Below are 13355 nucleotides of genomic sequence, written 5' to 3'. Positions count from 1 at the left end.
TTGCGTTTAGCTATAGCGGAAAGCTTTGCACACTGTCGGACTTATGCCACAGCACAGGTAGGATCTTTTTCAGAGATTCAGGATCGGTACTGGTCCAGAACGCCGTATCCCGCGCTGGCCCTTCGGCCAGCAGGTCGTGCGCCCCAAGCAGGCGCTGCAACTGCCGCGCCACAGCGGCGCCGGTATCGATGATGGCCACGTCCGCCGGCACCATGCCAGCCAGCAACGGGCGCAGGAAAGGATAGTGGGTGCAGCCAAGGATCAGGGTGTCGCAGCCCGCGGCCAGCAAGGGCTGCACATAGCCTCGCAGCAGCTCGCGCAACCGTGGGCTGCCGAGATCGCCCGCCTCGATGCATTCGACCAGGCCCGGGCAGGGCTGGGTGACCACCCGCACGTCGCTGGCGAAGCGGTCGAGCAAGGCAGCGAACTTGGCGCTTTGCAAGGTGCCGGTGGTGGCCAGCACGCCGACCACGCCGGAGCGGGTCGCCGCCGCCGCCGGCTTGACCGCAGGCTCCATGCCCACCAATGGCCACCCCGGGTACAACTCGCGCAGATCGGCGACAGCCGCCACGGTGGCGGTGTTGCAGGCCAGGACCATGGCCTTGACACCTCGCTCGTGGAAGAACCCGGCGATGCGCCGCAAACGCTCACGGATGTAGTCGGGCGACTTCTCGCCGTAGGGCACATGGCCGCTATCGGCGACATACAACAGCGACTCGTTGGGTAGCAGGCGCTGGATCTCGGCTAGCACCGACAGGCCGCCGACCCCCGAGTCCATCACCCCGACCGGCGCCGAGCGTTCAGCCATGCCGGCCGCCACAGACGGTACAGGCCGGATCGCGCTTGACCCGCAGTTCGCGCATGCGCGTGCCGAGGGCATCGATCAGCAGCAGCCGTCCTACCAGCGGCTCGCCGAAGCCGGCCAAGAGCTTGAGCGCCTCCAGCGCCTGCAGGCTGCCCACCAGCCCCACCAGCGGCCCGAGCACGCCGGCTTCGCTGCAGGTCAGCTCGGCTTCGCTGCCATGGCCATACAGGCAGTGGTAGCAGGGGCTGTCGTCACGGCGCGGGTCGAACACCGACAACTGCCCCTCGAGGCGGATCGCCGCCCCGCTGACCAGCGGCTTGCCTACGCCGACGCAGGCGGCATTGACCGCCTCGCGGGTGGCGAAATTGTCGGAGCAATCCAACACCAGGTCGACCGCCGCCACGGCAGCCGCCAGCGAATCCTCGTCCAGGGCCTGGCGATGGGCGACCAGCCTCACCTCGGGGTTGATCGCCTGCAGGCGCTGGAGCGCCGAATCCACTTTGCTCATGCCGACGCTGGCGCTGTCATGAATGATCTGGCGTTGCAGGTTGGTCAGGTCGACCGTGTCGAAATCGGCCAGGTGCAGTTCACCGACACCCGCCGCCGCCAGGTACAGTGCCACCGGCGAGCCCAGCCCACCGAGGCCGACCACCAGCGCCTTGCCCTGCTTGAGGCGCAATTGGCCGTCGATATCCACCTGGGCCAGCAGGATTTGCCGGCTGTAGCGCAACAGTTCCTGATCACTCAGCATGGCAGGCACCCCAGGGAGATACGTTCATGACCGGCCAGGTCCAGGCGACTGGCCACGCGGGTGAAACCATGGCCAGCCAACAGCTCGCGCACCGCCGCAGCCTGGTCGTAACCGTGTTCGAGCAGCAGCCAGCCGCCAGGCTGCAGGTGCTGCGGCGCCTGGGCGATGATCGCCCGCAGGTCGTCCAGGCCATCCTGCCCCGCCACCAGCGCACTGCTCGGCTCGAAGCGCACGTCACCGGCCGCCAGGTGCGGATCCTCGGCGGCGATGTAGGGCGGGTTACTCAGGATCAGCTCGAAGCGCTCACCCGCCAGGCTGTCGAACCAGTGGCTGGCGCGTACCTGGACATTGCCCAGGCCAAGACGCAGGCGGTTGCGCTCGGCCAGGGCCACGGCCTGCTCGACCCGATCCACCGCCGTCACCTGCCAGGCCGGGCGCTCGCTGGCCAGGGCCAGGGCGATGGCGCCGGTGCCGGTGCCCAGGTCGAGCACCCGTGCCGGCGTAGCGGGCAGCAATTGCAGGGCCACCTCCACCAGCAGCTCGGTCTCCGGACGTGGGATCAGGGTGTGCGGCGCCACTTCCAGGTCGAGCTTCCAGAAGCCCTGTTGCCCCAGGATGTAGGCCACCGGCTCACCGGCTCGGCGGCGCTCCAGGTAGCCGGCGAAAGTCTCGGCCGCCTCGCTGCTGACGATCCGCTCGGGCCAGGTGTGCAGGTAGCTGCGCGACTTGCCCAGGGCAGCCGCCAGCAACAGCTCGGCGTCCAGGCGCGGGGTCGGGGAATCCGGCAACTGCGCGTTGCGCAGCAGGCTGGCGATGATGGTCATTCAGTCTCCCAGGGCGGCCAGTTGATCGGCCTGGTATTCGGCCAGCAAGGGTTCGATCACGGCATCGACGCCACCGGCCAGGACCTCGTCGAGGGAGTACAGGGTCAGGTTGATACGGTGATCGGTGACCCGGCCCTGTGGATAGTTGTAGGTGCGGATGCGCTCGGAGCGGTCGCCCGAGCCGACCAGCAGCTTGCGCTCGCTGGCGATGGCGTTCTGCTGGGCGCTGGTCTGCATGTCGTTGAGCTTGGCCGACAGCCAGGCCATGGCGCGGGCACGGTTCTTGTGCTGGGAGCGTTCTTCCTGGCATTCGACCACGATGCCGGTGGGCAGATGGGTGATGCGGATCGCCGAGTCGGTCTTGTTGACGTGCTGGCCACCGGCGCCCGAGGCGCGGTAGGTGTCGATGCGCAGGTCGGCCGGGTTGATCTCCACCGCCACTTGCTCGTCCGGCTCGGGCAGCACCGCCACGGTGCAGGCCGAGGTATGGATGCGACCCTGGGATTCGGTTTCCGGTACCCGTTGCACACGGTGCGCGCCAGACTCGAACTTGAGCTTGCCATAGACGCTGTCGCCCTCGACCCGGGCGATGATCTCCTTGTAGCCGCCGTGCTCGCCTTCATTCTCGGAGAGGATCTCCAGGCGCCAGCCGCGCTTCTCGGCGTAGCGCGAATACATGCGGAACAGGTCGCCCGAAAAAATCGCCGCCTCGTCGCCGCCGGTGCCGGCACGGATCTCGAGGAACACGTTGCGCCCGTCGTTGGGGTCCTTGGGCAGCAGCATGCGCTGCAGTTGGGACTCCAGGCCGACCAGTTGCTCCTTGGCCTCGCGCACTTCCTCCACGGCCATCTCGCGCAGGTCGGGGTCGCTGTCCTTGAGCAGCGCCTGGGCACCTTCGAGGTCGTCCTGGACCTTGCTCCACTCCTTGTAGGCAGCGATCACCGGTTCGACTTCGGCATATTCGCGGGAATAGGCGCGAAAGCGGGTCTGGTCGGAAATGACTTCGGCATCGCCCAGCAGGGCGGTGAGTTCCTCGAAGCGATCCTGGAGGGTCTCCAGTTTTTTCAGCAGCGACGCTTTCATTGCGGGGTCTTGTCCGTGGAGCCCTCGTTGAGGGCAAAGAGTTCCTGGGCCATGGCCAGCGCATCGACGCGCCCCTCGGCCGAGAGCTTTTTCAGTTGCACGCTGGGTGCGTGCAACAGTTTGTTGGTCAGGCCCCGGGCCAGTTGCGCCAGCACATCTTCCGGGTTGCCGCCGTTGGCCAGCAGGCGCTGGGCCTTCTGCAGTTCTTCGTCGCGCAGGCGCTCGCTCTGTTGGCGGTAGGCCTTGAGCACGTCGACCGCGGCCAGTTCGCGCAGGCGCGCCATGAAGTCCTGGGCGCCCACCGAGACCAGCTCTTCGGCGGCCTGGGCGGCGCCCTGGCGGCTCTTGAGGTTTTCCGCGACCACTTCGTGCAGGTCGTCGACGGTGTACAGGTAGACGTCGTCCAGCTCACCGACCTGTGGCTCGATATCCCGTGGCACGGCGATGTCGACCATGAAGATCGGCTTGTGCCGGCGCTGCTTCAGGGCGCTTTCTACCGCGCCCTTGCCGAGGATCGGCAGTTGGCTGGCGGTGGAGCTGATGACGATATCGCTGTTGGCCAGTTCCTGGGGGATGTCGGACAGCAGCACGGCATGGGCACCGAACTGTTCGGCCAGGGTGCTGGCCCGCTCCAGGGTGCGATTGGCGACGACGATGCGGCGCACGCCTTGCTCGTGCAGGTGGCGGGCGACCAGGGTGATGGTCTCGCCGGCGCCGATCAGCAGGGCTTGGCTGCGGCCCAGGTCGCTGAAGATCTGCTTGGCCAGACTGACTGCGGCGAACGCCACCGACACGGGGTTCTCGCCGATGGCGGTGTCGGTGCGCACTTGCTTGGCGGCGCTGAAGGTGGCCTGGAACAGGCGGCCCAGCAAGGGGCCGATGGTCCCGGCTTCGCGGGCCACGGCGTAGGCCGATTTCATCTGGCCGAGGATCTGCGGCTCGCCGAGCACCAGCGAGTCCAGGCCCGAGGCCACGCGCATCATGTGCTTCACGGCGTCGTGGTCTTCGTGGATGTAGGCGCTGGCGCGCAGCTCGTCGAGGCTCAGTTGGTGATATTCGGCCAGCCATTGCAGCACGGCGTCGGCGGCCAGGTGGTCCTGCTCTATATAGAGTTCGCTACGGTTGCAGGTCGACAGGATCGCCGCCTCGCGGCTGGCGGTCAGTCGGCAGAGCTGCTGCAGGGCATCGACCAGCTGCTCTGGCGTAAACGCCACGCGCTCGCGTACGTCTACCGAGGCAGTCTTATGGTTGATACCAAGTGCAAGAAAGGCCATGCAAGGTCGCTGGTTGTGACGAGAAGCCGATAATTGTCCTACTTCGCAGGATTCAGAACAACCACCGTTCGCTATTGTCGCGATGCGCGCAGGCTATTGCCCTTGCCAGGCCAGCGCCAGACCGCATGCCCCCTACCCCTCTGACAAAAAGCCAAAGTACGCGTCCTTTATTTCGAAAGCCTCGAACAAGCTGGGCATGTGATTGTCCGAACAAACCGCCCCGTGCAATAAACCACGACCATCGCTGGTGGGTTTGCCCTCGCGCTTGTGTCATCATGCTCCGACCGCCTGTATCCAAAGCCTCTTTATGAACAGATCCTACGCATTGCTGCTTGCCCTCGCCCTGCTCCAGGGCTGCCAGAGCCTGGCCCCGCAGAAGACCGAGGGCCTGCCGTCCGTCGCCGAAGCCAGCAAGGACGAGCCAGAAAAGCCCACCGTGTACGGATCGTTCAAGCAGGACACGCTCTACAGCCTGCTGGTGGCAGAGCTGGCCGGCCAGCGCAACCGCTTCGACATCGCCCTGGCCAACTACGTCGACCAGGCCGAGAAGACCCAGGACCCCGCCGTCTCCGAACGCGCCTTCCGCATCGCCGAATACCTCGGCGCCGACGAACCCGCGCTCGACACCGCACTGATCTGGGCCCGCAACGCCCCCGAGAACCTCGACGCCCAACGCGCCGCCGCCATCCAGCTGGCCCGCGCCGAACGCTACGACGACGCCATGACCTACATGGAAAAGGTGCTCCAGGGCCAAGGCGACACCCATTTCGACTTCCTCGCCCTGTCGGCCGCCGAAACCGACCAGAACACCCGCGACGGCCTGCTGCAAAGCTTCGACCGCCTGCTGACCAAGTACCCCGACAACAACCAGCTGGTGTTCGGCAAGGCCCTGCTGTTGAACCAGGACGGCAAGACCGAGCAAGCCCTCGACCTGCTCGAAGCCCACCCACCGCAACACGGCGAAATCGCCCCGGTACTGCTGCGCGCACGCCTGCTGCAGGCCCTGGACCGCGGCCCCGAGGCCCTGCCGCTGCTACGCCGGGCGATCCGCGACAACCCCGACGACAAACGCCTGCGCCTGACCTACGCCCGCACCCTGGTCGAGCAAGACCGCATCGCCGATGCCAAGGGCGAGTTCGCCAGCCTCGTCCAGCAGTATCCCGAGGACGATGAACTGCGCTACTCCCTGGCCCTGGTGTGCCTGGAAAACAAGGACTGGGACGAAGCCGAGGGCTACCTGCAGGAGTTGGTCGAGCGCGACAGCAACGTCGACGCCGCGCACCTGAACCTGGGCCGTATCCACGAGGAACGCAACGCCCCCGAATCGGCCCTGCGCGAGTACGCCCTGGTCGGCCCGGGCCCAGACTACCTGCCGGCACAACTGCGCCAGGCCGACATCCTCATCGCCAACGGCCGCGCCAGCGAAGCCTCGCGCCTGCTGGCCGAAGCCCGCGAAGCGCAGCCGGACTACGCCATCCAGCTCTACCTGATCGAAGCGGAAAGCTACGGCAACAACGGCAAGGACGCCCAGGCCGAGCACGTCCTGGAGCAGGCTATCAAGCGCTATCCGGACGACATCAACCTGCTCTATACCCGCGCCATGCTGGCCGAAAAACGCGGCGACCTGGCACTGCTGGAAAAGGACCTGCGCACCATCATCGAACGCGAGCCGGAAAACGCCATGGCCCTCAATGCGCTCGGCTACACCCTGGCCGACCGCACCACCCGCTATGCCGAGGCCAAGTCGCTGATCGAGAAGGCCCACCAGCTCACCCCCGACGACCCCGCCGTGCTCGACAGCCTGGGCTGGGTCAACTACCGCCTGGGCAACCTGGACGAGGCCGAGCGCCTGCTGCGCCAGGCCTTGGAGCGTTTCCCCGACCATGAAGTGGCCGCCCACCTGGGCGAAGTCCTCTGGGTCAATGGCAAACGCCGCGAAGCCCGCCAGGTCTGGGCCAAGGCCATCGAAGCCCAGCCCGACAGCCCCATCCTGCGCAAGACCCTCCTGCGCCTGACCGGATCCGAGACCCTGTAGACATGTTCCTGCGTCATTGCACCACCTTCATCCTGGTCGCCCTGCTCGCCGGCTGCGCCGGCTTCGGTTCCCGCGAAGCCCTGCAAGGCCAAGGCGACCCGCAGTTGTGGCGAGCCCACAAACAACAACTGACCGCCCTCGACGGCTGGCAGATCAACGGCAAGGTCGGCATCCGCGCGCCTCGGGACTCCGGCAGCGGCACGCTGTTCTGGCTGCAACGCCAGGACTACTACGACATCCGCCTGGCCGGCCCGCTGGGACGTGGCGCCGCCCGCCTCACCGGACGCCCCGGCGGCGTGGTCCTGGAAGTGGCCAACCAAGGCCGCTACGAGGCCCCCAGCCCCGAGGCCCTGCTGGAAGAGCAACTGGGCTGGCAGCTACCGGTCTCGCACCTGGTCTGGTGGGTACGCGGCCTGCCGGCCCCCGACAGCAAGAGCCAGTTGACCCTCGACGGCGACAGCCGCCTGGCCAGCCTCAACCAGGATGGCTGGCAGGTGCAGTACCTGGGCTACACCCAGCAGAACGGCTACTGGCTGCCCGAACGCCTGAAACTGCACGGCGAGCACCTCGACGTCACCCTGGTGGTCAAGGACTGGCAGCCCCGCCAGCTGGGGCACTGAACCATGCACAGGCTCACCCTGCCCGCCCCCGCCAAGCTCAACCTGTGGCTACACATCATCGGCCGCCGTGCCGACGGCTACCATGAGCTGGAAACGGTGTTCCAGTTCCTCGACCATGCCGACCAGCTGAGCTTCGCCCCCCGCGAGGACGGCCGGATCCACCTGCGCACCGCCGTCGAGGGTGTGCCCCACGACAGCAACCTGGTCGTGCGTGCCGCGCGCCAGTTGCAACAGCAATCCGGCTGCCTCCTCGGCGCCGACATCTGGCTCGACAAGGTCCTGCCCATGGGCGGCGGCATCGGCGGCGGCAGTTCGAACGCCGCGACCACCCTCCTGGCGCTGAACCACCTGTGGCAACTGGGCTGGGACGAAGACCGCCTGGCCGCCCTGGGCCTGGCCCTCGGCGCCGATGTGCCGGTGTTCGTCCGCGGCCATGCCGCCTTCGCCCAAGGCGTGGGCGAACAGCTGACACCCGTCGACCCCGAGGAGCCCTGGTACGTCGTGCTGGTGCCGCAAGTGTCTGTCAGCACAGCGGAAATTTTTTCACATCCGCAGTTGACACGTGATTCCCTCCCCCTTAAGATGCGCCCCGTTCCCGAGGGAAACAGTCGAAATGACTGCCAACCGGTGGTAGAGCAGAGTTATCCAGAAGTTCGCAATGCGTTGAATTCGCTGGGTAAATTCACTGAAGCTCGGCTAACCGGGACTGGAAGTTGCGTGTTTGGGGCCTTCCCAAGCAAAGCCGAAGCTGATAAAGTTCTGGCCCTTCTTTCAGAGACCCAAACAGGGTTTGTGGCTAAGGGAAGCAACGTTTCGATGTTGCATCGCAAGCTGCAGAGTCTGATCTAGAAGTCGAGTGCCAGGCACTCGCAGCAACAGATACAGGGGCGTCGCCAAGCGGTAAGGCAGCAGGTTTTGATCCTGCCATGCGTTGGTTCGAATCCAGCCGCCCCTGCCATTTTCCTTATACTCATCCAGGTATACCCTCAGCCTTCAGGTACTGCGCGTGTCCAAGATGATGGTCTTCACGGGGAATGCCAACCCCGATCTGGCTCGGCGTGTCGTACGTCAGCTGCATATTCCACTGGGTGATGTTTCTGTCGGCAAGTTCTCCGACGGCGAAATCAGTGCTGAGATCAATGAAAATGTCCGCGGTAAGGACGTCTTCATCATCCAGCCGACCTGTGCCCCTACCAACGACAACCTGATGGAACTGGTAGTGATGGCCGACGCCTTCCGCCGCTCCTCAGCTTCCCGAATCACCGCCGTGATTCCCTACTTCGGATACGCCCGCCAGGACCGCCGTCCGCGTTCGGCACGTGTAGCCATCAGCGCCAAAGTCGTCGCTGACATGCTCACTGTCGTGGGTATCGACCGTGTGCTCACCGTCGACCTGCACGCTGACCAGATCCAGGGCTTCTTCGATATCCCCGTCGACAACATCTACGGCTCGCCCGTACTGGTCGACGACATCGAAGACCAGCGTTTCGAGAACCTGATGATCGTCTCCCCGGACATCGGTGGCGTCGTGCGCGCACGTGCCGTCGCCAAGTCCCTGGGCGTCGACCTGGGTATCATCGACAAGCGCCGTGAAAAGGCCAATCACTCCGAAGTGATGCACATCATCGGCGACGTCGAAGGACGCACCTGCATCCTGGTAGACGACATGGTCGACACCGCCGGCACCCTGTGCAACGCGGCCAAGGCCCTGAAAGACCACGGCGCTGCCAAGGTCTACGCCTACTGCACGCACCCGGTACTGTCCGGTCGTGCGATCGAGAACATCGAGAAGTCCGTGCTGGACGAGCTGGTGGTGACCAACACCATCCCGCTGTCCGCCGCTGCTCAGGCCTGTGACCGTATCCGCCAGTTGGATATCGCACCGGTCGTCGCTGAGGCGGTACGCCGCATCAGCAACGAAGAATCGATCAGCGCGATGTTCCGCTAAGCGGAACGCACGCTGACGAAAAGCGCCCCGCCCCAACACAGGTTGTTGGGGCGGGGCTTTTTTGCCCACCCCGCCTGACGCTGGTCGCAAGCGTCATCCGGGAGGCTTATTTGGAGAAAGAAAATGACCGATTTCATCCTGAACGCCCAAGCGCGTACTGACCTGGGGAAAGGTGCGAGCCGCCGCCTGCGTCATGCCGCCAGCATCCCTGCCGTTGTCTACGGTGGTAACAAGGACGCCGAGTCCCTGACCATCCTGACCAAGGAAATCACCAAGCTGTTCGACAACGAAGCGGCCTTCAGCCACGTCATCGAACTGAACGTCGACGGCGCCAAGCAGAACGTCATCGTCAAGGCCCTGCAGCGCCACCCGGCCAAAGGCTTCATCATGCACGCCGACTTCGTTCGCGTCGTCGCTGGCCAGAAGCTGACCGCCAAGGTTCCGGTTCACTTCATCAACGAAGAAGCCCCGACCAAGAAAGGCGGCGAGATCTCCCACGTAGAGAACGAGATCGAAGTTTCCTGCGAAGCCAAGGACCTGCCTGAGTTCATCGAAGTCGACCTGGCCAACGCTGAAGTCGGTACCATCATCCACCTGTCGGACCTCAAGGCTCCGAAAGGCGTCGAGTTCGTGGCCCTGGCCCACGGTGACGACAAGGCCATCGCCAACGTCCACGCACCGCGCGTTGCCCCTGAAGCTGCAGAAGGCGCTGCCGAGTAATCACTCGCGCGCCGGTGTTGACCGGGTTACGGCGCCCGCGCCGTAACCCACCAACTCCAAGGAAGAGCTCCTGACGTGACCGCCATCCAGTTGATCGTCGGCCTGGGTAACCCCGGCCCCGAATACGAACAGACCCGGCATAACGCAGGGGCTCTTTTCGTTGAACGCCTCGCCAGCGCCCAGCGCGTCTCCCTGACCGCTGACCGCAAGTATTTCGGCCTGACGGCTAGATTCAGCCATCAGGGCCACGATGTTCGTCTGTTGATCCCCACCACCTACATGAACCGCAGCGGCCAGTCCGTGGCGGCATTGGCCAATTTCTTCCGGATCCCACCGGTGGCCATCCTGGTGGCCCACGACGAACTCGACCTGCCCCCGGGCGTCGCCAAGCTCAAGAAAGGCGGCGGTCATGGTGGGCACAACGGCCTGCGCGACATCATCGCGCAGCTCGGCAACCAGAACGACTTCCATCGCCTGCGGCTGGGTATCGGCCACCCGGGCGACGCCAAACTGGTCTCCAACTTCGTCCTGGGCCGCGCACCGCGCGCCGAGCAGGAGAAGCTCGACGCCAGCATCGATTTTGCCCTCGGCGTGCTGCCGGACGTCCTCGCTGGCGACTTCGCCAAGGCGATGCGCGAGCTGCACAGCCAGAAGGCCTGATTTCCTAGAGAGGGGAATTCCCATGGGTTTCAATTGCGGCATCGTCGGCCTGCCCAACGTCGGCAAGTCCACCCTGTTCAACGCCCTGACCAAGTCTGGTATCGCGGCGGAGAACTTCCCCTTCTGCACCATCGAGCCGAACAGCGGCATCGTGCCGATGCCCGACCCGCGCCTGAACGCCCTGGCCGAGATCGTCAAGCCTGAGCGCGTGCTGCCCACCACCATGGAATTCGTCGACATCGCCGGCCTGGTCGCTGGCGCCTCGAAGGGCGAAGGCCTGGGCAACAAGTTCCTCGCCAACATCCGCGAGACCGACGCCATCGCCCACGTGGTGCGCTGCTTCGAAGACGAGAACGTGATCCACGTCTCCAACAGCGTCGACCCCAAGCGTGACATCGAGATCATCGACCTGGAGCTGATCTTCGCCGACCTCGACAGCTGCGAGAAGCAACTGCAGAAGGTCGCCCGCAACGCCAAGGGCGGCGACAAGGAAGCCCTGGCGCAGAAGGCCATCCTCGAGAAGCTCATCCCCCACTTCACCGAAGGCAAGCCGGCGCGCAGCCTGATGAAGCACATGAGCGACGAGGAAAAGGCCGTGATCCGCGGCTTCCACCTGCTGACCAGCAAGCCGGTGATGTACATCGCCAACGTCGCCGAGGATGGCTTCGAGAACAACCCGCACCTGGACGTGGTCAAGGCCATCGCCGAGGAAGAAGGCGCGGTCGTGGTGCCGGTGTGCAACAAGATCGAAGCCGAGATCGCCGAGCTGGACGACGGCGAGGAGAAGGACATGTTCCTCGAGGCCCTGGGCCTGGAAGAGCCCGGCCTGAACCGCGTGATCCGCGCCGGCTACGCCCTGCTCAACCTGCAGACCTACTTCACCGCCGGGGTGAAGGAAGTCCGCGCCTGGACCGTCCGTGTCGGCGCCACCGCACCGCAAGCCGCCGCCGTGATCCACACCGACTTCGAGAAAGGCTTCATCCGCGCCGAAGTGGTGGCCTACGACGACTTCATCCAGTACAAGGGAGAAGGCGGTGCCAAGGAAGCCGGCAAGTGGCGCTTGGAAGGCAAGGACTACATCGTCAAGGATGGCGACGTGATGCACTTCCGTTTCAACGTCTAAGCGGCAGTCTTAACGAACTGAAAACCCCTTGAGGACAACGGTCCCAAGGGGTTTTTCTTTTCTGGCAAACCGCTTCGCCCGCGATCACTTCGCCCCGTTCAAGGCATTGAAGCTGGTCATCAGGTTACGGTAGTCCGGGATGTGGTTGGAGAACAGCGTGCCCAGCCCTTCGATGTCGTTGCGCCAGTCGCGGTGCAACTCGCAGGCCACGCCGAACCAGGTCATCAGTTGTGCCCCGGCAGCTTCCATGCGGCGCCAGGCCGAGTCACGGGTCAGTTCATTGAAGGTGCCGGAGGCGTCGGTGACGACGAATACCTCGAAGCCCTCCTCCAGGGCCGACAAAGCCGGGAAGGCCACGCACACCTCGGTCACCACGCCAGCGATGATCAGTTGCTTCTTGCCGGTCGCCTTCACCGCCTTGACGAAGTCCTCGTTGTCCCAGGCATTGATGTTGCCAGGACGGGCGATGTAGGGCGCATCGGGGAACTGCTCCTTGAGCTCGGGCACCAACGGGCCGTTGGGGCCGCTCTCAAAGCTGGTGGTGAGGATGGTCGGCAGCTTGAAGTACTTGGCCAGGTCCGACAGGGCCAGCACGTTGTTCTTGAACCGATCGGGTTCGATGTCCCGTACCAGAGAGAGCAGACCGGTCTGGTGATCGACCAGCAGAACGGCAGCATCATTCTTGTCCAGACGTTTGTATTGGAAGCCCATGGGGGTTCTCCTTGCTTGGTTTTCGGGGGGGGCAGGTAAGTGCGGAGTCCAACAGCTCATTGTTGGTCACCACCGCCTGCGCTTTCATGTAGCTTTCGATCAACAGTTGCTAATGCGAGAACACGCGACGTACTGGGCGTGTGGCGCGGCTTCGTGGAACTCGGGGATCAGCGGGCCGTTGGGACGCTGCGGAACGGAGGCGGTGGTGATCAACGACCGTCTGGAACAGGCCGCTCTGCTGATCGATCAGCAGCATCGCCGCCTGGCTGGGATCGATCCGGGGAACTTGGCCATTGAAGTTGGCGGCTTGGTTGAAAGTGCTCATCGTTCTCTCCTCGTTTCGAGAACCGGCCATCCTGGCCAATGCGGTAGGACCGCGGACCCACGAATCCAGCGTGGGGATTATCAGAGTAGGCAACGCCAGCCAGACGGGATGACCGTCAGTCGGCCGGAGCAGCTCGGTGCGGTCGGTTGGCGAGGTGATTGGCTGATGGATCTTCTTCACCACCGACCTCCTGAACACGACGGAAGTAACGGTAGTGCCCTGGGCAGGGACTCGGTAGATCCAATATTCGGGCCTCAGCGTTCCATTGCGCGAACGCTGGGTAGAGGGCCAGCAGGATAGGAGCGGAATCGTTCCAATAAAGGACAGTTAAGCGGTGCCTAATCGTGGGGCTGCTTTGCAGCCCATCGCGGGCAAGCCCGCTCTCATCAAACAAAATGCAACCCGCTGTTTTTTAAGCACCTTAGGCTGCCACCAATTGATACCCCAGCTTTCGGGCTTTGCGCAGCAAAGCCCGG

13 protein-coding genes, 1 tRNA gene and 1 pseudogene are annotated in these 13355 nt (G+C 64.5%); 8 read left to right on the top strand and 7 right to left on the bottom strand.

The features are described from left to right. Positions 1-10: 10 nt before the first annotated feature. Genes murI through hemA form a run of 5 tightly spaced genes read right to left on the bottom strand, consistent with a single transcriptional unit; the run spans position 11 to position 4737 of the window. Positions 11-808, bottom strand: a complete 798-nt coding sequence (gene murI / locus NJF35_RS00075; protein ID WP_225788513.1) for a glutamate racemase — start codon at positions 806-808, stop codon at positions 11-13. Next, positions 801-1556: a molybdopterin-synthase adenylyltransferase MoeB gene (locus NJF35_RS00070; RefSeq protein WP_225788512.1), complete on the bottom strand. Its 756-nt coding sequence runs from the start codon at positions 1554-1556 to the stop codon at positions 801-803. Before NJF35_RS00070 ends, murI begins: the two co-directional genes overlap by 8 nt. Then, positions 1550-2380, bottom strand: coding sequence for a peptide chain release factor N(5)-glutamine methyltransferase (gene prmC, locus NJF35_RS00065; RefSeq protein ID WP_225788511.1), 831 nt, complete (start codon positions 2378-2380; stop codon positions 1550-1552). The genes NJF35_RS00070 and prmC overlap by 7 nt, the downstream gene beginning before the upstream one ends. Then, positions 2381-3463 carry a peptide chain release factor 1 gene (gene prfA, locus NJF35_RS00060; RefSeq protein WP_225788510.1) on the bottom strand — a complete coding sequence of 361 codons (1083 nt, stop codon included), beginning with the start codon at positions 3461-3463 and terminating at the stop codon, positions 2381-2383. Continuing rightward, positions 3460-4737 (bottom strand): glutamyl-tRNA reductase, encoded by a 1278-nt coding sequence (gene hemA / locus NJF35_RS00055; RefSeq protein WP_225788509.1) that lies wholly within the window; start codon positions 4735-4737, stop codon positions 3460-3462. The genes prfA and hemA overlap by 4 nt, the downstream gene beginning before the upstream one ends. 307 nt (positions 4738-5044) lie before the next feature. On the opposite strand from hemA, the gene NJF35_RS00050 reads away from it, so the two are divergent. From NJF35_RS00050 to ychF, 8 genes are all read left to right on the top strand, one after another. Continuing rightward, positions 5045-6772 (top strand): tetratricopeptide repeat protein, encoded by a 1728-nt coding sequence (locus tag NJF35_RS00050; RefSeq protein WP_225788508.1) that lies wholly within the window; start codon positions 5045-5047, stop codon positions 6770-6772. Between the two features lie 2 nt (positions 6773-6774). Next, complete coding sequence (lolB, locus tag NJF35_RS00045) at positions 6775-7392, top strand: lipoprotein insertase outer membrane protein LolB (protein WP_225788507.1); 618 nt, start codon at positions 6775-6777, stop codon at positions 7390-7392. 3 nt (positions 7393-7395) lie between these two features. Further along, positions 7396-8241, top strand: a complete 846-nt coding sequence (gene ispE, locus NJF35_RS00040; RefSeq protein WP_225788506.1) for a 4-(cytidine 5'-diphospho)-2-C-methyl-D-erythritol kinase — start codon at positions 7396-7398, stop codon at positions 8239-8241. A gap of 34 nt (positions 8242-8275) precedes the next feature. Then, positions 8276-8350, top strand: a tRNA-Gln gene (locus NJF35_RS00035). Between the two features lie 48 nt (positions 8351-8398). Further along, positions 8399-9340, top strand: a complete 942-nt coding sequence (locus NJF35_RS00030; RefSeq protein WP_043214915.1) for a ribose-phosphate pyrophosphokinase — start codon at positions 8399-8401, stop codon at positions 9338-9340. Positions 9341-9463: 123 nt separating this feature from the next. Then, positions 9464-10060 (top strand): 50S ribosomal protein L25/general stress protein Ctc, encoded by a 597-nt coding sequence (locus tag NJF35_RS00025; RefSeq protein WP_225788505.1) that lies wholly within the window; start codon positions 9464-9466, stop codon positions 10058-10060. Positions 10061-10135: 75 nt separating this feature from the next. Continuing rightward, the gene (pth, locus tag NJF35_RS00020; RefSeq protein WP_253090558.1) at positions 10136-10720 is read left to right on the top strand and encodes an aminoacyl-tRNA hydrolase; all 585 of its coding nucleotides are present in this window, start codon (positions 10136-10138) and stop codon (positions 10718-10720) included. 22 nt (positions 10721-10742) lie between these two features. Then, entirely contained in the window at positions 10743-11843 is a 1101-nt protein-coding gene (ychF, locus tag NJF35_RS00015; RefSeq protein ID WP_225788503.1) for a redox-regulated ATPase YchF, read from the top strand. An 84-nt stretch (positions 11844-11927) separates the two neighbouring features. Here ychF and ycaC read toward each other — a convergent pair whose 3' ends face one another. Both ycaC and NJF35_RS00005 read right to left on the bottom strand, forming a co-directional pair. Then, entirely contained in the window at positions 11928-12554 is a 627-nt protein-coding gene (gene ycaC, locus NJF35_RS00010) for an isochorismate family cysteine hydrolase YcaC (protein WP_253090557.1), read from the bottom strand. A gap of 123 nt (positions 12555-12677) precedes the next feature. Further along, a pseudogene (locus tag NJF35_RS00005) lies at positions 12678-12879 on the bottom strand (hydrolase); the annotation flags it as partial. Positions 12880-13355 lie beyond the last annotated feature (476 nt).

This window comes from Pseudomonas guariconensis, assembly GCF_024127895.1.
Classification (GTDB): domain Bacteria; phylum Pseudomonadota; class Gammaproteobacteria; order Pseudomonadales; family Pseudomonadaceae; genus Aquipseudomonas; species Aquipseudomonas guariconensis_B.
The sequence above is the reverse complement of the archived record's forward strand: the minus strand, read 5'-3'. Positions and strand labels throughout refer to the sequence as shown.